Annotated in this window: 23 protein-coding genes; 9 read left to right on the forward strand and 14 right to left on the reverse strand. The window is 53.5% G+C overall.

The genetic code is table 11. The annotated features are described in order from the left end of the window. Positions 1-6: 6 nt before the first annotated feature. From L463_RS17835 to rfaQ, 3 genes are read right to left on the reverse strand one after another with little or no spacing between them, the layout of a single operon-like run. Positions 7-1107 (reverse strand): glycosyltransferase, encoded by a 1101-nt coding sequence (locus L463_RS17835; protein WP_032103916.1) that lies wholly within the window; start codon positions 1105-1107, stop codon positions 7-9. A gap of 2 nt (positions 1108-1109) precedes the next feature. Continuing rightward, complete coding sequence (locus L463_RS17830; protein ID WP_015570036.1) at positions 1110-2237, reverse strand: glycosyltransferase family 4 protein; 1128 nt, start codon at positions 2235-2237, stop codon at positions 1110-1112. Further along, positions 2234-3304 (reverse strand): putative lipopolysaccharide heptosyltransferase III, encoded by a 1071-nt coding sequence (gene rfaQ, locus L463_RS17825; RefSeq protein ID WP_074130415.1) that lies wholly within the window; start codon positions 3302-3304, stop codon positions 2234-2236. Before rfaQ ends, L463_RS17830 begins: the two co-directional genes overlap by 4 nt. Before the next feature lie 150 nt (positions 3305-3454). Between rfaQ and L463_RS17820 the strand changes: the two genes are divergently transcribed. Continuing rightward, the gene (locus tag L463_RS17820) at positions 3455-4408 is read left to right on the forward strand and encodes a polysaccharide deacetylase family protein (RefSeq protein WP_023295716.1); all 954 of its coding nucleotides are present in this window, start codon (positions 3455-3457) and stop codon (positions 4406-4408) included. Positions 4409-4434: 26 nt separating this feature from the next. On the opposite strand, the gene L463_RS17815 is transcribed toward L463_RS17820, so the two are convergent. Genes L463_RS17815 through rfaD form a run of 6 tightly spaced genes read right to left on the reverse strand, consistent with a single transcriptional unit; the run spans position 4435 to position 10620 of the window. After that, the gene (locus L463_RS17815) at positions 4435-5646 is read right to left on the reverse strand and encodes an O-antigen ligase family protein (RefSeq protein ID WP_023295717.1); all 1212 of its coding nucleotides are present in this window, start codon (positions 5644-5646) and stop codon (positions 4435-4437) included. Continuing rightward, complete coding sequence (locus tag L463_RS17810; protein ID WP_023295718.1) at positions 5634-6533, reverse strand: glycosyltransferase family 2 protein; 900 nt, start codon at positions 6531-6533, stop codon at positions 5634-5636. The genes L463_RS17815 and L463_RS17810 overlap by 13 nt, the downstream gene beginning before the upstream one ends. Positions 6534-6538: 5 nt before the next feature. Beyond that, complete coding sequence (locus L463_RS17805; protein ID WP_017693958.1) at positions 6539-7648, reverse strand: glycosyltransferase family 9 protein; 1110 nt, start codon at positions 7646-7648, stop codon at positions 6539-6541. 3 nt (positions 7649-7651) lie between these two features. Then, positions 7652-8635 (reverse strand): lipopolysaccharide heptosyltransferase RfaC, encoded by a 984-nt coding sequence (gene rfaC / locus L463_RS17800; RefSeq protein WP_032673087.1) that lies wholly within the window; start codon positions 8633-8635, stop codon positions 7652-7654. A gap of 3 nt (positions 8636-8638) precedes the next feature. Further along, on the reverse strand, positions 8639-9685 hold the full coding sequence (gene rfaF / locus L463_RS17795) for an ADP-heptose--LPS heptosyltransferase RfaF (RefSeq protein WP_015570031.1): 1047 nt from the start codon (positions 9683-9685) through the stop codon (positions 8639-8641). 2 nt (positions 9686-9687) lie between these two features. Further along, positions 9688-10620, reverse strand: a complete 933-nt coding sequence (rfaD, locus tag L463_RS17790) for an ADP-glyceromanno-heptose 6-epimerase (protein ID WP_003860858.1) — start codon at positions 10618-10620, stop codon at positions 9688-9690. Positions 10621-10833: 213 nt separating this feature from the next. On the opposite strand from rfaD, the gene kbl reads away from it, so the two are divergent. Beyond that, positions 10834-12030: a glycine C-acetyltransferase gene (gene kbl / locus L463_RS17785; protein WP_015570030.1), complete on the forward strand. Its 1197-nt coding sequence runs from the start codon at positions 10834-10836 to the stop codon at positions 12028-12030. Between the two features lie 9 nt (positions 12031-12039). Further along, complete coding sequence (gene tdh / locus L463_RS17780; protein ID WP_017383610.1) at positions 12040-13068, forward strand: L-threonine 3-dehydrogenase; 1029 nt, start codon at positions 12040-12042, stop codon at positions 13066-13068. Between the two features lie 27 nt (positions 13069-13095). Here tdh and L463_RS17775 read toward each other — a convergent pair whose 3' ends face one another. After that, entirely contained in the window at positions 13096-14010 is a 915-nt protein-coding gene (locus tag L463_RS17775; RefSeq protein WP_023302890.1) for a hypothetical protein, read from the reverse strand. A gap of 15 nt (positions 14011-14025) precedes the next feature. After that, a complete protein-coding gene (locus L463_RS17770) occupies positions 14026-15231 on the reverse strand; it encodes a glycosyltransferase (RefSeq protein WP_032103914.1) in 1206 nt (401 codons plus the stop codon). 205 nt (positions 15232-15436) lie between these two features. Here L463_RS17770 and L463_RS17765 point away from each other — a divergent pair, with 205 nt between their 5' ends. Continuing rightward, positions 15437-16237 carry a glycosyltransferase family 2 protein gene (locus L463_RS17765; protein WP_032103912.1) on the forward strand — a complete coding sequence of 267 codons (801 nt, stop codon included), beginning with the start codon at positions 15437-15439 and terminating at the stop codon, positions 16235-16237. 11 nt (positions 16238-16248) lie between these two features. On the opposite strand, the gene L463_RS17760 is transcribed toward L463_RS17765, so the two are convergent. Genes L463_RS17760 through gpmM form a run of 3 tightly spaced genes read right to left on the reverse strand, consistent with a single transcriptional unit; the run spans position 16249 to position 20022 of the window. Next, positions 16249-17181, reverse strand: coding sequence for a divergent polysaccharide deacetylase family protein (locus L463_RS17760; RefSeq protein ID WP_017693955.1), 933 nt, complete (start codon positions 17179-17181; stop codon positions 16249-16251). Positions 17182-17184: 3 nt separating this feature from the next. Continuing rightward, complete coding sequence (gene envC, locus L463_RS17755; RefSeq protein WP_026094345.1) at positions 17185-18444, reverse strand: murein hydrolase activator EnvC; 1260 nt, start codon at positions 18442-18444, stop codon at positions 17185-17187. Positions 18445-18477: 33 nt separating this feature from the next. Further along, positions 18478-20022: a 2,3-bisphosphoglycerate-independent phosphoglycerate mutase gene (gene gpmM, locus L463_RS17750; protein ID WP_032673088.1), complete on the reverse strand. Its 1545-nt coding sequence runs from the start codon at positions 20020-20022 to the stop codon at positions 18478-18480. A gap of 248 nt (positions 20023-20270) precedes the next feature. On the opposite strand from gpmM, the gene L463_RS17745 reads away from it, so the two are divergent. From L463_RS17745 to cysE, 5 genes are all read left to right on the forward strand, one after another. Further along, positions 20271-20702: a rhodanese-like domain-containing protein gene (locus L463_RS17745; RefSeq protein ID WP_017383604.1), complete on the forward strand. Its 432-nt coding sequence runs from the start codon at positions 20271-20273 to the stop codon at positions 20700-20702. 11 nt (positions 20703-20713) lie between these two features. Continuing rightward, complete coding sequence (grxC, locus tag L463_RS17740) at positions 20714-20965, forward strand: glutaredoxin 3 (RefSeq protein ID WP_003860837.1); 252 nt, start codon at positions 20714-20716, stop codon at positions 20963-20965. Between the two features lie 31 nt (positions 20966-20996). Further along, positions 20997-21464, forward strand: a complete 468-nt coding sequence (gene secB / locus L463_RS17735) for a protein-export chaperone SecB (RefSeq protein WP_014168079.1) — start codon at positions 20997-20999, stop codon at positions 21462-21464. After that, positions 21464-22483, forward strand: coding sequence for an NAD(P)H-dependent glycerol-3-phosphate dehydrogenase (gene gpsA / locus L463_RS17730; protein ID WP_006812398.1), 1020 nt, complete (start codon positions 21464-21466; stop codon positions 22481-22483). Before secB ends, gpsA begins: the two co-directional genes overlap by 1 nt. 75 nt (positions 22484-22558) lie before the next feature. Beyond that, entirely contained in the window at positions 22559-23380 is an 822-nt protein-coding gene (gene cysE / locus L463_RS17725) for a serine O-acetyltransferase (protein WP_022646641.1), read from the forward strand. Positions 23381-23393: the final 13 nt, after the last annotated feature.

Raw genomic sequence — 23393 nt, forward strand, 5'->3', positions numbered from 1 at the left:
ACCTGATTATTTTTGGTTGTCGACCAAAGCAATGTATTGCTGGCAAATGGCGTTGATACCGAACGATGCGATCGTTTCGCGATCAACAACCGGCGGAGAGGCATACAGTTCTGCCAGTGTTTTCGCCAGTGATTCGTCGGTTAACGCTGTCAGACCACGCGCCAGGGGGCCAGTAAGGATCTCAGCAGGGCCGCCAGGGCAGTTTGTACTCACCGGTGGGGTCTGACAGATAATGGACTCTACCAGTACATTACCAAAACCTTCGCAGTCGGAACTTAACACTAAAAGGCGTGCCCCTTTGATCCACGGGTAGGGGTTGGTTTCGAACGGGCGGAAGACGATCTTGTTTTCAATTCCCAGCTTAGCGGCAAGCTGTTTGAGCTGATTTATTTTCGCGTCAGAACCTTTGCCCATCAACACCAGCGATGCGTCGATCTTGCTCAGCGCGAACGCCCGCAGCAGCCTGTCGTGACGTTTGTGTTCATGAAAACGGCCAACATGGATAATGTAATCCTGCCCCTGCATCTCAAAGGGCGCTTCCGCCAGACGCTGAATTTCAGGGATATCAAAGGGGTTATGGATAACCGCTTTGCGCCGCAGGGGAATCGCGAGTACTTCAGACAGATCGTGCAGCACGGCGCCAGAAACCGCCACCACGTTGCGGTTTTCATAGGTATGACGAATTTTATAATGCTTAAACCAGCGAGAAAGCCCGCTGCGATGGCGCAAATAGGAGAAGGAGAACATCCCGTGTACGCAGAACCAGACCTTATCCCGATCCAGCACGCGGCTGTGCGCCACGATACGGTCGGTTTTATGCAGATGTGAGAACACGACGTCAAATTTACCGCTGTGTTCTGCCTGCTCGATGGCGCGATCCAGCAAACGGGCGCGACGCGGGATCTCGGTCAGCTTCCGCCAGGGTTTTTTACAGGTATCCTGCACAACCTGAAAACCGATGCCTTCCGGAATGGCGTAGTCGCACACCTTCCGTAAGGAGAAAAGGGTGACCTGATGCCCCAGTTCTGTCAGTCCGCTGGAGAGGGTAAGAACCGTCTTTTCGGCTCCTCCACCGGGTAAACCATCAATAATCATTAGGATGCGCATTATTAATCCAGTAATTTTTGATAAAGCGAAATAAGCTGACTTGATAGTTTTTCAGGGGTTGCTTCTCTGACGCGTTCACGCGCCGCAAGCCCCATATTGTTATTTTTTTCCAGTGAAGGGATGGACATGACGGCCTCCTTCAATGTGTGGATATCAAGTGCATCACAGTAAAACCCGTTCTGGCCTTGCTCAATAAATTCTGAACCACCGCAACTCTCTGACGTAATGACGGGCAATCCACAGGCCATTGCTTCAAGTATGACGTTAGGGAAAGGATCATACAGCGTCGGCAGCAGTAAACCATCAGAAAGCTGATAAAATGGCAGCGTCTCTTTTTGCATCCCCAGGAAACGGATTTGCCCCTCACAGCCTAATGAACGGGCGAGGTCGCGATAACGGCTTTCCGCTTTATCCTGACCGACCACAACCAGCCACGCCGAGGTTCCTGCTATAGCCCGAATAGCGCTTGCCAGCCCCTTGCGTTCAAACCCTGAACCCACGAAGCAGAAAATGACGGCATCAGCGGGTAAGCCAAATTGCTGACGCAGTACAGCGCGTTGTCTCTCTTCTGCCGGAACGAAGCGGCTGGAATCTATTGAATTATAAATCACATGTATCTTTTTTGCGTCAATATCAAAGTCTTCGACGATTTCGCGCTTGATCATCTCCGCATTACAGATAACGGCTTTCAACTCGGGAGCCTGGTACATTTCACGTTCTGCGTGCATCACGTAGCGGTGATAGCGATCGTGCATAAGCAGCTTCGCGCGCCAGGCGGGAAGAATACGCGTACGCTGTAGCAGCCAGCGTCGATGTACACCATCCCCGGCGCGGTAAATATCGCAGCCCGGAATACGTTCGTGGCTCTGGACAATATCAAACTGCTGTTGCTGCCACAGCGCGCGCGCGGCGTGTGCAAAGCCGCGCTCACGGCTGATACGGCCCCACTTTCGGGGATCGCAAATATGAATATGCCAGTCGTCCTGCTTTTCGCCCTGCCACTCGCGGGTGATGACGTTGAGCTCAAGATTTTGATTGCTCAGCGCGGTAAGTGCCCTGGAGACAAAACGTTCTGCTCCCCCATCCGGACGATATTTTTGGCGCACAATGGCCAGACGATGAAGCTTCATTGCAGGTATCTCCTTGCGGCGGAGACGACAGTATCAACGGGGATGGCGTCGAGATAACGTTCCGTCGTTTTTGTATCAATGGCGTCAGGGTTGGGAAGCGGGCCGTAGTTACCTGCCCAGATGACCTCTCCGTTAACCTGCCATGGCGACCAGAACGTCAATTTTGACGGGCCAAACAGCGCCACGCAGGGCGTCTGAAGAGCGGCGGCCATGTGCATGGGTACGGAGTCAACGCCAATGAACAGGATCGCGTGATCGATTAGCGAGGCCAGCTGGCGCAGGGTTAACTGCCCTGCCAGCGATACAACACCCGTCTGCGGGGAGGCGGCAAGAATGCGGTCAATCATCGCCAGCTCTTTCTTATCCGGTCCCGCCGTGAGGACGATAGTGTGGCCGTCCTGCTGCAACGCGGCGATAGTTTGCGCCATTTTGCCTTCATCCCAGCACTTAAAGAACCAGCGTGAAGTGGGTTGAATAACGATGTAGCGGTCTCCCACGCCCTTTTGCGACAGCTTTTGGTGAGCATGGCGCCAGTCATCCGCGCTGTAAGCCATGGTCACGGTAGGGTTGGCCATTACCGGCAGCGCTGACAGTATGGAGAGATTTTGTTCAACGGTGTGCAACGACTGATGGCTGGCGACCGAGACCAGTTCACTGTGACAAAAACGCCAGAAGGCATTATTGCGCTTGTTAAAAGCGAACCCGAGCCGAACCGGTGCACCGGTGAAGCGGGTAACAATCGCGCTGCGCCACTGATCGGCAAGATTGATCACCAGATGATAATGCTGAGCGCGTAAAGCACGAAGCAACTGCCACTCTTTTTGCAGGTGCTTCAGCGTCCCCAGCTGCTTCCATTTACGATCGATACCATAGATCGTCCCGATTGCCGGATGCGCGGCGAGCATGTCTCGCGTCTCTTCATAGAGAAGCACGTCGATTTGGGCTTCAGGCCATTTCTGGCGTAATGAATTGATGACGGGGGTGGTGAGTAACATGTCGCCATGATGGCGAAGTTTGATCAGTAAAATGCGCAAATCAGGCGTGTCAGGTAAGTTATTCATCATCATCTTATCGGCGTTGTACTATTGGCAATTCTAATAGACCTGGTAACGACTTGCACTCTTTCTCCATAATGTCAGGAATTTCCCTGGAAGGGTTTACTCCTGCTTTCGGGCGTGCGTAACATAGCGCTAACTATTTTGTCTTGCGGGCTCATTATGAAAAAACCAGCGTTTATCATCACGATCGATACCGAAGGGGATAATCTCTGGCAGAACCACCGGGTGATCAAAACGGAAAACGCGCGCTACCTGGCGCGGTTTCAGGCGCTTTGTGAACGCTTCGGCTTTAAGCCTGTCTGGCTGACCAACTACGAGATGGCAGTCGAACCGGTATTCATTGAGTTCGCGAAAGAGGTCATAGCCCGCGGCCAGGGTGAGGTGGGAATGCATCTCCATGCCTGGAACAGCCCTCCGGAGCACGATCTGACCGGTGATGACTGGCGCTGGCAGCCTTATCTGATTGAGTTTTCAGACGAGGTCATGCGTGAGAAAGTGCTCTTCATGACCCGCTTACTGGAAGAGACTTTCCAGACAAAAATGCTCAGCCATCGCGCCGGGCGCTGGGCATTCGACAGCCGTTACGCCCAGTTGCTGATTGAGCTGGGGTATCAGGTAGATTGTTCCGTTACGCCGCGCGTGAACTGGCGCAACGCGAAAGGCGCTCCGCAGGGTAATGGCGGAACGAATTACCAGCATTTTCCCGATCGTGCCTACTTTTTGGACGTAGACGACATTTCCCGGCCGGGAAACAGCCCTCTCCTCGAAGTACCGATGAGCATCCAGTATAAACACCCGGCATGGCTGAATTCCCTGAAGCAGGGTTATGATCGTCTACGCGGTAAATACCGTTCTCCGTCAGTTAACTGGTTACGCCCGTCCGGAGGAAATGCGGCGGAGATGATTAAGGTGGCGCAGCAGTGCCTGGCTCAGGGAAATGACTACGTGGAGTTCATGCTGCATTCGTCGGAATTTATGCCTGGCGGGAGCCCTACTTTTAAAGACGAGGCCGCGATTGAGGGGCTGTATCAGGATCTGGAGCAGCTCTTTACCTGGTTATCAGATAAGACCGTGGGGATGACGCTGGCGGAGTTTTACAAGTACAAAAAATAGTTATGCCCGCCAGGCGGGCATATTTGTTATTGCTGCTTTGTTTGTGAGAAAGGTGTACTTAGCGCAAACAAAATCATAAAGAAGATTAAGGCCTCTGAACTGAGCAGTATGACATCCGTCAGTCCATACAAAAGCAAAAGAAGCATCGACGTCAGCAGCAAACCGTTTTTACTTCTAATAGAGTAAGCTATTATCGAAATAAAAAAGAAGCATAAAATTAGCAGTCCAGGAATGCCTTGCAGTGAATATTTTTCAATAAATTCATTGTGCAAATGAATTCGAATGTAACCGAGCGCTGCTGCAACATGTTGATGTCCATTTGCGACATAATTTCGAACCCATGATTCCCTGCTTTCAATAGACTGTCCCAGTGGATGCGCAATGCCAGTCATAAGACCCACGTTCCACATCGAAAAACGAGCCCCCAGAGAAGTTGCATCATGCCCTTTCTGATATTTAGTTATCTCAGTCACTGTTTGTTGAATTTTAGGAGAAATCAATGGTTTATAGCTTACGGCTATGATCCCTGTAACGATGCATAAAAAAATCATTAATGATTTAAGGTGAATTTTTCGGAAATGATAAAGTGTAAGAATAATAGCCATTAACAGGTAAAGGCCCATGGCGGCACGCGTGGCAGTCAAAAGAATCACGAAGAAAGATATCAGGACTACGACGCCTGCCAGAAGGTATAATTTCACATTCTTCTTTAGGTATAAGCTGTAAACAAAGGCTAATGATAGAACAGAATATACATACGCTGCGATAGTTGGACGGTTTATAGCCATCTCTACGCGATTAATACCTTGTACAGCCTGATAAAAGCCATAAGCTGTGGCAAGGGTATAACCTACAGCTGTACTAATTAAGAAGTATTTCACAAAATTATCTTTTGTTACATAATTTTTGAAACGGTCAAGGTAAAAAATCAAAAGGCTTGCCAGAATTAATTTTTTACTCGATCCAAGATAATCACTGTATGCGTTTAATCCCTCATTATGCAATTCATAAGTGACATACCAAATAAGGTTAAGTAATCCTACCAGCATAATAGGATAGGCGATACTAAAAGGATGCCAGGAGATTTTTTTATACTCAAACACCAAACCCAAGATACTTGCATATATTGCAATATAGAAAAACTCTCGTTGTTTCCCTGAATTAACAAGGACAAGAGCTAAAGAGATAAGGCTCAATGCGAGTGTTAACTGGTAAGTTTTTAACTTTATTTTTTCCATAATGCCTCAATAACCCTTTTTTTATAGCTGAAGCGAACATCGCTGGATAAGAAAAATGATAAAGAATAAAGTGCTGTTACTCGTGACTTAACGGTTTTGAGCTGCTGACCTGTAAGATATTTCCGATGGTTGCTGTAAATATCAAACCAGTGGCAATTGACGAGATGTTTGTAGCGTGACGGAAATGTTCTTTCCATCTGTAACGTGCATTCGACAAGCGTTGAAATTTTGCTGGCGTCCAGACTGCTCGACAAACTGTCGCGACGCTTGATGTAATAATAATGCCCCTGGCGTTGATAGGCTATTTTGCTCGATTGCATCAACATTCCCGGGAAGACAGCGAAATCCTCATAACATAACATCGGAGGTATGGGATTTTTCTCATAAAGGCTACGATGAATAAACTGGCCAATGAGATGTGCCTGAAAGTCTTTATGACGTAAGAAACGAGTAATTGCTTCATGTTGTGACAATGGCACAGGATTAAATCCCTGCCAGTCTGAAGTCATTCTCCGGGGATCGCGAATCTCAAGCAAACGTGTCAGTAACATATCCGGACGTTGCGCTTTCAGGTAGGCCATTGCGTCCCTGAGGCTGCCCGGCTTTAAGCAATCGTCACTGTCGAGCATCGTAATATACTCACCCGATGCCAGCGCGACAGCGCTGTTTCTTACCCGGCCTACGTTACGAAAGTTCACGGTGCGCGTTATGATCTGAGGAAATTTCGGCGACCACTCTTCAATTATTGCCTGCGTGGCATCCTCAGAACTGTCATTGAAAATAATGACTTCAGTATCCTGATCGGTTGCTGCCAGCAGGCTTGAAAGCGTGGCGTGCAGCGTAGCTTCAGCGTTATGCGCAGCAATAATGACGCTTAAAAAAGCCATAAAAATTAGTTTCCTTGAGCGTCGGTAGCGCTAGCCAGTGAGCGGGCTTTTGGTAATGTACGGATAAACTGCTGAAGATCGTGTAACGCGGAGTCAGTGACAGAGAATAGCGCTTCCCGTTCTTGCGGGAAGTAATAGCGCGTTTCAAACACATAAGAACAAATGTTATCGTCATTCCCGATCAGCATCACATTGCCAAGCGGACGCTGTTCATAGTGACAACACGGTCCAAACAGCAGGACCACCGGCACGCCGACGGCGTCTGCGATGTAGACATTCCCCGAGTCAGACGCGATATAGCAGTCCATCTTAGAAATGGCCCAGGGAAGCTCTTCCAGCGAAATTTTGCCAATAAGATTGATAAAATTGGGGATGTCACCGTAAAGACGGGTGATATCGTCCATCCACGACTGTTCGTTTGGCGCGCCGAAGACATAAAACTCGCAGGGTAAATCAGCAAGTTGATCAACAATCCGCTTCCAGATAACCGGAGGGACGGTTTTGGCTTTATTGCCCGCCGCAATACTGATGCCGATGCGGATAACACCAGGTTTATCAAGTATGGCCGGCCAGGTCGTCGGCTTGAAGAGTGGCTTTGTGGCGTGCTTGGGAGAGTCTTGCCACGTGAGCGAGCGGTCGGCCAGTTTCAGGTAGTTCGTCACCGAAAGCGTTTTTTTGCCATGCTCAACGGTACCGTCGGCCGCGAGATAGAAAATCCCGTGATACCACCTGCGCGTGTAAATGCTTAAAAATTGTTTGTTTTTGGCATTGCAGACGGCGGCAAAAAAGAGGTTCACGCTGTTGGGCTGTAGCAGGTAGACGTTGTCGTAGCGGTTCATGATCCTGCACGCGAAGCACAGTTTACGCCACAGGTTGCGCTTATGCTGCTCAATAAAATAGATCTGCTCAATAGTCTCATCATGCTTCGCCAGCGCGCCAACGCTGCGACTGATCAACACATCGCTTTTTTGCAGATATGCCAGAAGAGGCGTCGCATTAATAAAGTCACCGATTTTGGCTGTCTGAATGACAAGGTTCTTGCCCGTGTCTTTTCGAAACAGCTTCCGGATGAGTTTCACCGGAAAGAGTAAAATCAGCAGAAATACATAACTCATGGGTTAAATATCCCTGTTGGAAAGCCGATGGCTGCCCTGTAAAAATGAAAAAATAGCATCTGCGCTAATATCCTTCGTTTGTTGCGTAGGGCTAACCATCTGATGCTGGTTTTTACCGTAACCCCCGATCAACCCCGGATCGGTCGGGCCGAAAATCGTGATATTAGGACGATCCAGTGCGGCGGTTAAATGGCTTAACCCTGTATCCACAGAAACGACGGCGTTAGCGCCCGCCAGCTGTGCGGCAACCTGCGCCAGCGTGAGTTTGGGTAACACCTCGACATGGGAAAAACCGGCTGCCAGACGTTCCGCACGCTGCCGCTCATGTTCAGCGCCCCACGGGAGTTTAATATGGATACCGCAAGGTTGCATTAGTTCAATCAGCCTTCTCCAGTGCGTTTCCGGCCAGTGCTTATCATCGCGCGTTGTGGCATGCAGGAAGACCAGATACGGCGCGATATCACTGTCCGTTTCGCGCAGAAAATGCTGTGCGATGGCGTAGTCGCCCTGGAGGTCGGGTTTTGCATAGTCGAGACTCTTAGCGAACAGCTCGCGGGTACGTTCCACGGCGTGCTGCTGCTTCGCAATATGGTGGCGACGATTATAGAACAGGCTCGCCAGCGGTTCGCGGGCGGTTTGCCAGTCCATGCCGTGCTTTACGCCGTGCGCCAGACGCGTGACCAGCGCGGCGCTTTTCACCAGCCCCTGGGCGTCGACGATCGCGTCGTAACGCCGGGCCTGCACCGCTTCGCGGAAGGCTTTGCGTTCGGCTTTAATCGGTGCGGAGAACCACGCTTTGCGCCAGCGGCGAATGGCCACCGGGATCACGCGATCAACCGCTTCATGCCAGGTGGGGATCTGCGCGAAGCCTTCTTCCACCACCCAGTCAAAACGGATGCCGGGAATGGCCCGCATAGCGTCCGTCAGCGACGGCAGCGTATGCAGAACATCACCCATTGAGGAGGTTTTAACGATCAATACCCGCATCCGTTATCCTTCTTCGCTCAACAGCAGTGCGTTGAGTTCTTCAAGGACACGCTGCGGCGTGATGTCGATCAGGCTCTGATGATAGCCTTCTGCGGCATCGCCTTTGCGCACCTTGTGGTAGCCGGTGATCAAACGAATTACGCGCGCTTTGTGCGACAGCGGCGGCGTGAAGTCCGGGCTGCTTGGGCCATACAGCGCGACCAGCGGGCGGTCCAGCGCGGCGGCGACGTGCATCAGGCCAGAGTCGTTACTGACCACGGCCTTACAGGCGGCAATGAGGATAACCGCCTGCTCGAGTTGCGTTTCCCCGGCCAGGTTGCGGCACCATGCCTGTTGCTCGGTGCTCAGCGTGGCGAGAATTTCATTGCCCGCCTCATGATCTTTCGCCGAGCCAAACAGCACAATCTGATAGCCTTCATCGATAAGCTGTTTCGCCAGCTCTGCATAGTGATAGTGCGGCCAGCGTTTTGCCGGACCGAATTCTGCGCCAGGGCAAAACCCAATCATCGGGCGTTCGGACGAAATGCCAAATGCGTTGCAGGTGTGGGATTTCTCCCCATCGCTTACCTGGAGCTGCGGCCACAGCAGCGGCTGCGGCAGATCTTTCGCGCTGCGCATTACGCCTTTGTCGTAGGCCAGCGCCACGTAGCGCTCCACCATCAGCGGCCAGGCCTCTTTATCCAGCACCCGGGCGTCGTTCAGCAGGCCGTAGCGCATTTCACCGCGCCAGCCGGTACGGTGCGGGATGCCCGCAAAGAAGGGCACAAGGGCGGATTTGAAGGAGTTAGGCAGCACGTACGCGCGGTCATAGCGTTTCTCGCGCAGACTGTGGCCGAGTTTGCGGCGTTCACCGATTTCCAGCGCCCCGTGTCCGAGCGGCATCGGGATCGCCTCGTTCACTTCCGGCATACGCGATAACAGCGGACGGCACCATGCGGGTGCCATCACGTCGATTATCGCCTGGGGATAACGCGCCTTGAGCGTGCGATAGAGACTTTGCGACATCATCATGTCGCCCACCCATGACGGGCCGATCACCAGAATTTTCATGCTTATGCGTCGCGGTTCAGCCAGGCCATATATTCCGTTACGCCTTCGGCAACGGTCTTGAACGGCTTGTCGTAGCCTGCGGCGCGCAGGTTAGTCAGGTCCGCCTGGGTGAATGCCTGGTAGCGGCCTTTCAGCTTATCCGGGAACGGAATGTACTCGATGCTGCCTTTCTTATGGTACGCCAGCGTCGCGTCTGCCACCGCCTGGAAGGATTCCGCGCGGCCAGTGCCCAGGTTGAAAATGCCGGACACGCCATTTTCCAGGAACCACAGGTTTACTGCCGCCACATCGCCCACGTAGACGAAGTCACGCTTGAAGCCGTCGCTGCCTTCGAACAGTTTCGGGCTTTCGCCGTTATTTAATTGGGTGTTCAGGTGGAACGCCACGCTCGCCATGCTGCCTTTGTGGCCTTCGCGCGGCCCGTAGACGTTGAAGTAGCGGAAGCCGACAATCTGCGAGTTCGCTTCTGGCAGGATCTGACGTACGTACTCATCAAACAGGAACTTGGAGTAACCGTAAACGTTCAGCGGCTGCTCATATTCGCGGGATTCGATGAAATCTGAAGTGCGCCCACCGTAAGTTGCCGCGGAAGAGGCGTACAGGAACGGAATTTCACGCTCCAGGCAGTAGTGCAGGAGCTCTTTGGAGTACTGATAGTTGTTATCCATCATGTATTTGCCGTCCCACTCGGTGGTGGAGGAGCACGCACCTTCGTGGAAGATGGCTTCGATCTCGCCGAACTCTTCACCCGCCATAATCTGGATAAGGAAGTCTTCTTTATCCATGTAGTCAGCGATGTTCAGATCCACCAGGTTCACGAACTTGGTGCCGTCTTTCAGGTTGTCCACCACCAGAATGTCGGTGATGCCTTTGTCATTGAGGGCCTTAACAATATTGCTGCCGATAAAGCCCGCGCCGCCAGTAACGATGATCATAACTGTAACCTTTAAAGTATGAGTCGGGGAATATCCCGAACGCTAATCTCTTTATCATATCATCACAATGCTCAGGCTTCAGCCATTCACCGATATGCAGCAGGGGTACGCGTGATTTATGCTGCAAAAACGAGAAGAGATACTGCGTCATCTCGTCATGAACTATTGGTTTGGGTAATATGTGCCAAAATTTGCCGAGTCTGGAGAATTGCAATGCGTGGTGATTTTTACAAACAGTTAAACAGCGACCTCGACACCGCACGTGCGGAAGGGTTGTTCAAAGAAGAGCGTATTATCACGTCTGCCCAGCAGGCGGACATCACCGTTGCCGACGGCAGCCATGTGATCAACTTTTGCGCGAACAACTACTTAGGTCTTGCGAATCACCCTGAGCTAATTGCCGCGGCGAAAAACGGCATGGACACCCACGGTTTCGGTATGGCCTCCGTTCGCTTTATCTGCGGTACGCAGGACAGCCACAAGCAGCTTGAGCAAAAGCTGGCGAACTTCCTCGGAATGGAAGACGCGATTCTGTACTCCTCCTGCTTCGACGCCAACGGCGGTCTGTTTGAGACCCTGCTCGGCGCAGAAGACGCGATTATCTCCGACGCCCTGAACCACGCCTCCATCATCGACGGCGTACGCCTGTGCAAAGCGAAGCGTTTCCGCTACGCCAACAACGACATGGTGGAGCTGGAAGCGCGCCTGAAAGAGGCTCGTGAAGCAGGGGCTCGCCACGTCCTGATCGCCACCGACGGCGTGTTCTCCATGGACGGTGTGATCGCCAACCTGAAGGGCGTGTGCGATCTGGCGGATAAATACGACGCGCTGGTGATGGTGGATGACTCTCACGCGGTCGGTTTTGTCGGCGAAAACGGTCGTGGCTCCCACGAATACTGCGACGTAATGGGCCGCGTGGATATCATCACCGGTACGCTGGGCAAAGCGCTCGGCGGCGCGTCTGGCGGCTACACTGCCGCGCGTAAAGAGGTGGTCGAGTGGCTGCGCCAGCGCTCCCGCCCGTATTTGTTCTCCAACTCCCTGGCGCCGGCGATTGTGGCTGCCTCCATTAAAGTGCTGGAGATGGTGGAATCCGGGGCTGAGCTGCGCGACCGCCTGTGGGCTAACGCCCGCCTGTTCCGTGAAAAAATGAGTGCCGCAGGATTCACCCTGGCCGGTGCCGATCACGCGATCATTCCGGTGATGCTGGGCGACGCGGTTGTCGCGCAGAAATTTGCTCGTGAGCTTCAGAAAGAAGGGATTTACGTGACCGGGTTCTTCTTCCCGGTGGTACCAAAAGGTCAGGCGCGTATCCGCACCCAGATGTCTGCGGCGCACTCGCCTGAACAAATTGAACGTGCGGTGGAAGCCTTTACCCGCATCGGCAAACAGCTGGGCGTCATTGCCTGAGGACGTATGATGAAAGCGTTATCCAAACTGAAAGCGGAAGAAGGGATTTGGATGACCGACGTGCCGGAGCCGGAAGTCGGTCATAACGATCTGCTGATCAAAATTCGTAAAACCGCCATCTGCGGTACTGACGTTCACATCTACAACTGGGACCAGTGGTCACAGAAAACCATTCCGGTACCGATGGTTGTCGGTCACGAATATGTCGGCGAAGTGGTGGGTATCGGCCAGGAAGTAAAAGGCTTCAACATTGGCGATCGCGTCTCCGGTGAAGGCCACATTACCTGCGGTCACTGCCGTAACTGTCGCGGTGGGCGTACCCACCTGTGCCGCAACACCGTCGGCGTGGGCGTGAACCGTCCGGGCTGTTTCGCGGAATATCTGGTGATCCCGGCGTTTAACGCCTTCAAAATCCCGGACAATATCTCTGACGATCTGGCCTCCATTTTCGACCCGTTCGGCAACGCGGTACACACGGCGCTCTCCTTCGACCTGGTGGGTGAAGACGTGCTGGTTTCCGGCGCGGGCCCCATCGGCATTATGGCGGCAGCCGTGGCGAAGCATGTGGGTGCGCGCAACGTGGTGATCACCGACGTGAACGAATACCGCCTGTCGCTGGCGCGCAAAATGGGCGTCACCCGCGCGGTGGATGTCTCGAAAGAGAGCCTGACCGATGTGATGGAAGAGCTGGGCATGACCGAAGGCTTTGACGTGGGTCTGGAGATGTCCGGCGCGCCACCGGCGTTCCGCACCATGCTCGACACCATGAACCACGGTGGCCGTATCGCGATGCTGGGTATTCCACCGTCAGATATGTCCATTGACTGGAACAAAGTCATCTTCAAGGGGCTGTTCATTAAGGGCATCTATGGCCGTGAGATGTTCGAAACCTGGTACAAGATGGCCGCGCTGATCCAGTCCGGTCTGGATCTGTCCCCGATTATCACTCACCGTTTCTCCATCGATGAGTTCCAGCAGGGCTTTGACGCAATGCGGTCCGGCCAGTCAGGGAAAGTGATCCTGAGCTGGGATAAGTAATTAAAAAGGGGCCAGCGGCCCCTTTTTTTACTGATTCTTTTTCTCTTCGTCCGTCAGGTAACGCACCTTGCGGGTGTAATCCTGGCCTTTGAACAGCAGCCTGTTATCCGGCGATTCCAGATACTTCTGCCATTCGGAAAGCGGGAAACCACCGTGCGCGCCAATCACCTCTTTCGGCACAACGGCTTCCTGACCGCCGATCTTCTTGGAGACCGGCCAGTTCATCCAGTCGCCCAGGTTAACCGTTTTTACATCCAACATGTCCAGCAGCGCAGCGAGCGGCAGCTGATCGGTCGGCGGCTGCGTATCGTCCATCAGCTCCCAGGTATCCTGGAACAGCGTCAGCCACAGCGGGCAGATACGGCGCCAGGTCTTTTTGGTGGCGGCAAGAAACGCGCCGTTAACGTGATCGACCAGATACGGGCGCACCGTTTCTTTGTAATACGCCGGCACTTTCTCCGCTGGCGCACCGTCCAGCTTGGCAATCATTTTGCCCTGACGGAAGCTGGAGTAGATGTGCATATCCGCCATGTTGATCTCTGGCATTTTAAGCAGGTTGAGATCGGAGTCGATCATCAGCACACCTTCACCGCGCGCCTGCAACGGAGCGTTAAGCTTCACCAGACGACTGAGGTAGATCTGCTTATAGCGGTAACCTTCTTCACGTTTTGGAAGCGTGAGGGTAACAACGCGGGTTTTTGGCGGCAGCTCGCCGAAAGCGGATTCAGGCTGATCGCTGACGATAACAATCTCGCTGACGTCGGTGGCATAACGCTCTGCAAAGGTCGCTGACAATAACGCCTCTTCGACGAAATCCGCGCCCGTACACGGGATCACAATGGAATCCACCGCAACGAGATCGCGCGTGACCGGAAGGGAAGCGTAAGGAATGTTATGACGCCCGGTAATGTGGCGGTAGCGAGCATTCAGGAATTTAAACATGTTCTTCTCGTTTGGTTATTGCGCGCCAAGAACGGCCTCGACACCGTTAACATAGCTTTCAATGGCATACATGTTGCAGACATTCTGGTGTGCGGCAGCGGCGAGCCGGGCGCGCAGAGCAGGATCCTGCCAGATATTATCCAGATGTTGAGCAAGTTGCGACACGTCGCTCCAGGGGAACAGCAGGCCGGTTGACTCATGAACGATCAATTCTGCCGTGCCGGTCACTTTTGACCCAATCACGGGGATATTCAGCAGCATCGCTTCCAGCACGACGCGCGGCAGGCCTTCGCTCTTCGAGGCCAGAATAAACGCGTCAAAGGTAGCAAGGTAGTCAAAAGGCGTGTTCTGGAAACCGGTAAAAATCACGTGTTCAGCAATACCTGACGCATCAGCCTGTGCCGCCAGTGCGCCGCGCTCAGCCCCTTCACCGACCAGCACCATCTTCCATTTTGCCTGCGGGTGCCTCTGATTGAACTGGGCCAGCGCCTCCAGCGTGTGGTGGTTGGCCTTGCGAGGGATTAACGAGCCAACGCTGCCGAACACAAACGTATCGTCATCAATGTTCAGACGCTGACGCATCGCGCGTCGGTCGGGCAAAGGCTGGTGGATGTCGATGGCGTTGTTGACCGTGGTACACAGCTCGGGCCGGACGCCATGCTGAAGTAGCACGCGTTCAACGCCGTGCGAGACGGCGATAATTTTTGTGGCATGGGCATTCACCAGCTTCACCAGCGGCGGGGTCAGCACCGGTTCAATCCGGCAGTGCTGGATTATCCGCGCATGCAGGTTTGCGCCCGCCAGATACCCTTCTTCGTTAGAGCCTGGCTGGTTGTTCATATACAGCGTATCGAAACCACCTTCTCTAAAAATAGTCTCGATCTTGCTGACGTTGGGGCGAATGCGCCACAGGGTATCGATATGCCGCGTAAATGCTTTGCGCGCCGAACGCGAGAAAAACAGCAGACCACGTCCCGCTTCTTTCAGGAGTTTTGCCCATGCCGGTTGCTTACGTTGGGGGATAACCAGTAGCGGGATCCCAATGCTATTGAGCACCTGGCCTATCGTTTCACCTTCAGCACGACTATAATCACTGTAAAAACAACAAGTAATGTCGAATTTGTCGCGGTTGATTCGCTTCAGAAGCTCAAGCATACTGTTGGTACCTCCCCCCCATTCTTTGCCCGTGTCCAGGAGGAGGATTTTACGTTTTTGCGGCATGTCTGAATCCGTATGCTACCCTTCATCTGACCGCATTATAAAGAATTTACTGAAATAAAATAGATTTTTTGTATTTCTTTGTCTTTTTACAAGAAAACATTTTAAACGCGCTTATTTTAAAAGTGCGATTTAAGACTTTAATCGCCTCTTCTCAATTCGATAGTATGAGTGAAAAATTTTATGTCGTTATTGAGAGAGTGAAAATATGTTTAAAATAACGGTCTGCTTATTAACGTTTAACTCCGAAAGAACGTTGCACGATGTTATTCCTCCTCTTTTAAAAATAGCAGATGAATTCGTTATAGTGGATTCCGGAAGTACAGACTCGACGATATATATTTGCCAGAGTTATGGATTGTCGCCCATATTCAAAAAATATAGCTGGCACGGCGAGCAGATGAACCATGCCGTATCCCATGCGCATAACGACTGGGTGCTGTGCATGGACAGTGACGAAATACTCGATCAAGAAACCGTTGATGCTATTTTAGAATTAAAAATGGGCGATGAACCCGAACTGGATATGGCGTGGCGGATATGTCGTCACTGGTTTGTTTTGGGAGAAAATGTCCGAACGATTTATCCCGTCTCATCACCGGATTATCCGGTGCGTCTTTTTAACCGTACGCAGTCGCGATTTAATAACCGGCCAGTAGACGATCAGGTTGAAGGTTTTCTCCGTTCTGAACGTATTCCAGGTTATGTCAGACATGAGACGTTTCATTCGCTGCATGAACTTTTTAATAAATTAAACGGATATACCACTCGCCTGGTTCAATATCAGACGATACGTCCCTCTCTTGGTCGCGGCGCGATCAGCGCTATCGGCGCATTTTTCAAATGGTATCTGTTTAGTGGTGCCTGGCGTCAGGGAAAAGTGGGTGTGGTGACAGGGGTTTATGCCACGGCGTACAGTTTTTTGAAATATTTCAAGGCCTGGTATCAGGATCGGGAAAAGAAAGAGTCCGTTGCAAAAGAGCAGTCGGACTCTTATCTGGCAGAATAGGCGTTAGCCGATCAGGCTTTTTTTCCCCAACCCTGCCACTGTTGCTGGACGTATTTAACCAGTGTACTGCTGCTGATGCTTTCGCCAATCACCGAGAAGAAGCGGGTTGCATAGACCGGTTCAGGCGGCTGTTTCAGCGTGCAGTTCTTCACGCCGCGGAATGGATTACGCGGCTGCGTTGCGGGTGGTTGCGCGCTACCCGGACGAGAAGTATCCACCTGAGGTTCATTGAGCAGATCGCTCGGACGCACCAGCGTAATATCGGCGGGTAAGCCCGGCAACATTTGCTGCAAAACGCGAACGGTAGACGGATGCGGATGCCCAATGGCAATCGCCGAACCGTTACGGCGCGCCAGCTGTACCGCGCGGTTAAACTGCACGCGGATATCCGCTTCGTTCTGGGAGTCGTCCAGGAATACTTTGCGCTTGATGACTTTTACACCTGTCCCCTGAGCGGCACGCATCGCCTGGCTGTTGCCGATGGTCATGCTGTCGAGGAAATAGAGATTGTAACGCTCCAGCGCCTGCATCACTTTCAGCATACCGTACAGGCTGGAGGTCATCGCGCTGCCCATATGGTTATTCAGACCCACGGCATACGGCACTTTATTGTACGCATCGCGGATGATGCGATCGATCTCGTCGCTGCTCATGTCCGGGCGCAGGGTATCTTTTTCCAGCGGCTGCTTGCTGAGGGGGGCCATCGGCAGATGGATGAGGACCTGATGGCCGCCATTGTGCGCTTTGGTCGCCATTTCATGCGCGTGAGGCGCATTAGGCAGGACGGCGACAGAGATGGCTGGCGGCATCGCCAGCACCTGATTTTCATAGTGTGGTCGATAACCGAAGTCATCAATCACAATCGCGAGTTTGCCTGCATAAACTGGTGCAGCCAGCGCCAGTGCGCTGACTACGGAAACAACAATTCGACGAAATTGAAGCAAAACCTATCTTCCCAACCACGGCTGTGGATTGACCGCCTGACCCTGACGACGAATTTCGAAATAGAGTGACGGGCGGCCCTGACCGCCACTGCTGCCCACAAGGGCAATGGGTTGACCCGCGCGCACCTGGGTGCCAACGCTGACCAGCGCGCTCTGGTTGTAGCCGTAAAGACTCATGTCGCCTTTACCGTGTTCAACCACCACCACGAGCCCATAACCCTGTAGCCAGTCGGCCAGGATCACGCGGCCATCGGCGATGGCTTTCACTTCGCTACCTTCAGACGCACCGATAACGATCCCCTTCCAACGTAGCTCACCCTGCAACTGTTCGCCATAGCGATGCAGGATCGTACCGCGAACGGGCCAGTAAGCCTGACCACGCGGGGAGCCGAGGCCGCCGGTACGCGACATCAGGGAACGTTCATTTTCAGTCGGTTTGTAGGTGGTGCCTTTCCGGGAGGCTTCCTGCTGCTTATTACGCACCGCCTGCGCTTCGCGCGCTTCTTTTTCGGCGCGCGCTTTGGCCGCGGCTTCTGCCCGGGCAATGCTGTTACGCAGTCTGGATTCGTTGGCGCGCATTTCGCTCAGCTGGCTTTGTCCTGCCTGGATAGAGGACTCCAGCCCGGCGAGCGTCTTCTTACGCTCATTGCGCGCCTGCTCAAGCTTCTCCTGCTGCGCCTGCTGATCGTAGAGCAGCGTTTGCTGCTGGCTCTGCTTCTCTTCCAGCTCGGCTTTTTGCGTGGTGACTTCTTCGCGCGTCTGTTTCAGCTGCGCAATGGTCTCCTGACGCGCCTGGTTTAGATAGCCGAAATAGGCCTGTAAACGCTGACCACGCTGGCTCTCTTCACCGCTGAGGATCAGCTGAAGGCCTGTGTGCTCACCCTGACGGAAAGCAGCATCAAGCTGTGCAGCAAGGTTCCGCTCCTGGGCATCGCGCTGACGCTCCAGTTTCGCAATCGACGCGTTCATTTCATCGATTTGCTTATTGAGCTGGGCAAGGGTGTTTTGTGTTTCACGCAGCTTACGCGCGGCGGCGGAAATGGCCTCTTCCTGCTTTTTAAGCTGGGCGAGCAGGGTGGCGCGCTGCTGTTGCTGCTGACGTACCGCACGCTCTTTGGCGGCGATATCGGCCTGAATGGATTTAAGCTGATCGCGGTCATCCGCGTGGGCGGATGCGGCGCACAGCAATACGCCAGCGCTGAGTGCGCTGGCGCAAAGCAGAGGTCTGACTGATAACCGAAGCGGCTTCACGACCCATGTGATTGAAAAAATCGCCTTTCCCCTCATGGGGAGCGATTATTCCACGATGAACAGCGGCTTGCCAGTCATCTCTTCAGGGATTTCCATACCCATCAGCGACAACATGGTTGGCGCGATGTCGGAAAGCTTGCCGCCTTCCACAGCTTTCACTGATTTATCACCCACATAAATCAGTGGAACAGGCAGGTTGGTATGGGCGGTATGCGCCTGACCGGTTGCCGGGTCACGCATCTGTTCTGCGTTACCGTGGTCAGCGGTGATCAGCAGCTGGCCGCCCACGGATTCAACCGCTTTCGCAACCTGCTCAACGCAGTGGTCCAGCGCTTCAACCGCTTTAACGGCTGCTTCCATCACGCCGGTGTGGCCCACCATGTCGCCATTCGGATAGTTACAGATGATGGTGTCGTATTTACCGCTTTCGATCGCGGCCACCAGTTTTTCGGTCAGCTCCGCAGAGCTCATTTCTGGCTGGAGATCGTAAGTGGCGACTTTCGGCGAGTTAATCAGGATGCGGTCTTCGCCTTTAAACGGCTCTTCTACGCCGCCGTTAAAGAAGAAGGTCACGTGCGCATACTTCTCCGTTTCGGAGATGCGCAGCTGCGTTTTGTCGTTTTTAGCCATCCACTCGCCGAAGGTATTTTCCAGGGAAGCGGGTGGATACGCGCATGGGGCTTTGATATCCGCTGCATACTCGGTCAACTGGATGAAATCGATCTTCGCCACTTTCTTACGGGCGAAACCGTCGAAATCGCTGTTGACGAAGGCGCGGGTGATTTCGCGCGCGCGGTCAGCACGGAAGTTCATGAAGATCAGCGCATCGCCATCTTCCATGGCGGCATCGGCCTGGCCTTCAGCGCGGATCACGGTTGCCTTCACAAATTCGTCGTTTTCATCACGCGCGTAAGCCGCTTCCAGGCCTTCAACGGCGGTCGGGAACTGGAACTCGCCTTTTGCCAGGGTCAGCAGATCATAGGCTTGCTCAACGCGGTCCCAGCGGTTGTCGCGGTCCATGGCATAGTAACGGCCAATGATGGACGCCACGCGGCCTTTGCCCAGTGCGGCAAATTTATCTTCAAACGCTTCAAGAGAACCTTTTGCGCTGCGTGGCGGCGTATCGCGACCATCCAGGAAGGCGTGCAGATAGATTTTTTCCGCACCGCGCTCAGCGGCCAGTTCTACCATCGCCATGATGTGATCTTCGTGGCTGTGAACGCCGCCCGCAGAGAGCAGACCCATAATGTGAACGGCTTTGCCTGCGGCGACGGCTTTATCAACCGCTCCGGTGAGCGTTGGGTTGGCAAAGAATGTACGTTCTTTGATTTCAACGTCCAGGCGCGTCAGGTCCTGATAAACGATACGGCCCGCACCCAGGTTAACGTGACCCACTTCAGAGTTGCCCATCTGACGATCCGGCAGACCCACTTCCAGGCCAGACGCATCAATCAGGGTGTGGGGACGTTTTGCCCATAGCGCATCCATAACCGGGGTTTTGGCGTTGAAAATGGCGTTATCCTGTTGATCTTCACGGTAGCCATAGCCATCCAGAATCACCAGTACCATAGGTTTTTTAGAAACCGACATTGCGACAACCTCATGCTCAAGAGACAAAAAATTTGCGTAATTTTACTACAGCTGAATCGATAAAATAGCCGCAGAAGATCAAAGAAAGCGCGGGGGCAATGCTGTTCTCAGGCCATTTTGAGGCTTTTTTTACGTGGCATGCCGCAGAAAATAGATTAGCTTTATGTCGCTGGCTGTATTTGCCACAGCGCACAGGTATACTCCTGTCCTGGTTTTTTTAATCACTTAGTCGGGAGTTGTTACCCCCCATGCAAGAAATTATGCAATTCGTTAGCCGCCACCCGGTTCTGAGCATCGCGTGGATTGGCCTGCTGGTCGCTGTACTGTTCACCACATTTAAGGGACTGACGTCTAAAATTAAGGTGATCACCCGCGGTGAAGCGACACGTCTGATCAACAAAGAGGACGCCGTGGTTGTCGATCTGCGTCAGCGCGACGATTTCCGCAAGGGCCACATCGCAGGTGCTATCAACCTGCTGCCCGCGGAAATTAAAGCGAACAACATTGGTGAGCTGGAGAAGCATAAAGCCCAGCCGATTATTGTTGTTGACGGCACTGGCATGCAGGCGCAGGAATCTGCCAGCGCACTGCATAAAGCAGGCTTTGAAAACGTAACGGTGCTGAAAGAAGGCATCTCCGGCTGGAGCGGGGAGAATCTTCCTTTAGTGCGCGGTAAATAAGGAGTTAAGTGATGGCCAATATTGAGATCTACACCAAAGCAACGTGCCCGTTCTGCCACCGAGCGAAAGCGCTGCTGTCCAGCAAAGGCGTAACGTTCAAGGAACTGCCGATCGATGGTGACGCGATTAAACGCGAAGAGATGATCCAACGCAGTGGTCGCACAACGGTTCCACAGATTTTTATTGATGCGCAGCACATTGGCGGCTGTGATGACTTGTATGCGCTCGACGCTCGTGGCGGACTCGATCCGCTGCTGAGCTAGAGACTTTAGGACAATTAAAAAGGGTTTTTCCATGTCAGAACAAAACAACACCGAGATGACTTTCCAGATCCAGCGCATCTACACCAAGGATGTCTCTTTCGAAGCGCCAAATGCGCCGCACGTTTTCCAGAAAGACTGGCAGCCAGAGGTTAAACTTGATCTGGATACCGCATCCACCCAGCTGGCGGATGATGTGTATGAAGTCGTACTGCGTGTCACCGTGACCGCCTCTCTGGGCGAAGAAACCGCATTCCTGTGCGAAGTTCAGCAGGGCGGTATCTTCTCCATCGGCGGCATCGAAGGCAACCAGATGGCGCATTGCCTGGGTGCATACTGCCCGAACATCCTGTTCCCGTATGCCCGTGAATGCATCACCAGCCTGGTTTCTCGCGGTACATTCCCGCAACTGAACCTTGCGCCAGTAAACTTTGATGCGCTGTTCATGAACTATCTACAGCAGCAGGCTGGCGAAGGTACCGAACAACATCAGGATGCCTGATGAGCACTGTTAATGCGTCAATGACTGTGATCGGTGCCGGCTCTTACGGCACCGCTCTTGCCATCACCCTGGCAAGAAATGGTCACGACGTGGTCCTGTGGGGCCACGATCCAAAACATATCGCGACGTTGCAACACGACCGCTGCAATGTGGCGTTTCTCCCGGACGTTCCGTTCCCTGACTCCCTGTATCTGGAAAGCGACCTCGCGACCGCGCTGGCGGCCAGCCGCAATATTTTGATTGTGGTGCCAAGCCATGTGTTTGGCGAAGTCCTGCGTCAGATTAAGCCGCTGATGCGTGCGGATGCGCGTATTGTGTGGGCGACGAAGGGGCTGGAAGCGGAAACCGGACGTCTGTTGCAGGACGTTGCCCGCGAAGCGCTGGGAACAGCGATCCCGCTGGCGGTGATCTCCGGGCCGACGTTTGCCAAAGAGCTGGCTGCGGGCTTGCCGACGGCGATTTCGCTGGCGTCCACCGACCAGGCATTTTCCGACGATCTTCAGCAACTGCTGCACTGCGGCAAAAGCTTCCGCGTGTACAGCAACCCCGATTTTATCGGCGTGCAGCTGGGCGGCGCGGTGAAGAACGTCATTGCCATCGGGGCCGGGATGTCTGACGGCATCGGTTTCGGCGCGAATGCGCGTACTGCGCTGATCACCCGTGGCCTGACCGAAATGTCCCGCCTGGGCGAAGCGCTAGGTGCCGATCCGGCCACCTTTATGGGAATGGCAGGGCTGGGCGACCTGGTGCTGACCTGCACCGATAACCAGTCGCGTAACCGCCGCTTTGGCATGATGCTCGGACAGGGCAGCGATGTAAAAAGCGCGCAGGAGAAGATTGGTCAGGTGGTTGAAGGCTATCGCAATACCAAGGAAGTTCGCGAACTGGCGCACCGTTTCGGTGTTGAAATGCCAATAACCGAGGAAATTTATCAGGTATTGTATTGCGGAAAAAATGCGCGCGAGGCAGCATTGACCTTATTAGGTCGTGCGCGCAAGGACGAGCGCAGCAGCAATTAGCCGGGAAGTATCGTCACCTGAATGACCCAGCCAGCGCAGAACTGGCTGGTCATTAACTATCGTCTGGAGCAAGCAATGCCGTGTGAAGAACTGGATATCGTCTGGAATAATATTAAAGCCGAAGCCCGAGCTTTGGCCGACTGTGAGCCCATGCTGGCCAGTTTCTATCACGCGACGCTACTTAAGCACGAAAATCTCGGCAGCGCCCTGAGCTATATGCTCGCCAATAAACTGGCTTCCCCTATCATGCCTGCTATCGCGATTCGCGAGGTGGTGGAAGAGGCCTACGCCGCAGATCCGGAGATGATTGCTTCTGCCGCCTGCGACATCCAGGCTGTGCGCACGCGAGACCCGGCGGTGGATAAATACTCCACGCCGCTGCTGTATCTCAAAGGCTTCCATGCCTTACAGGCGTACCGCATCGGCCACTGGTTATGGAATGAGGGACGCCGCGCGCTGGCCATCTTCCTGCAAAACCAGGTGTCCGTAACCTTCCAGGTCGATATTCACCCGGCGGCGAAAATTGGCCGCGGGATCATGCTCGATCACGCCACCGGCATTGTTGTCGGGGAAACGGCGGTGATCGAAGATGACGTGTCGATCCTGCAATCCGTTACGCTGGGCGGTACCGGTAAAACCAGCGGCGATCGCCATCCGAAAATTCGTGAAGGGGTGATGATTGGCGCAGGCGCTAAAATCCTCGGCAATATTGAAGTCGGACGCGGCGCGAAGATTGGCGCGGGGTCGGTTGTGCTCCAGCCTGTACCGCCGCACACCACCGCCGCTGGCGTCCCGGCGCGCATCGTCGGTAAGCCAGACAGCGATAAGCCGTCGATGGATATGGATCAGCACTTCAACGGTATTCATCACACCTTCGAATACGGCGACGGTATCTGAACGCCGGAACACC

It is taken from the genome of Enterobacter sp. BIDMC 27 (genome assembly GCF_000534415.1).
Lineage (GTDB): Bacteria > Pseudomonadota > Gammaproteobacteria > Enterobacterales > Enterobacteriaceae > Enterobacter > Enterobacter hormaechei_C.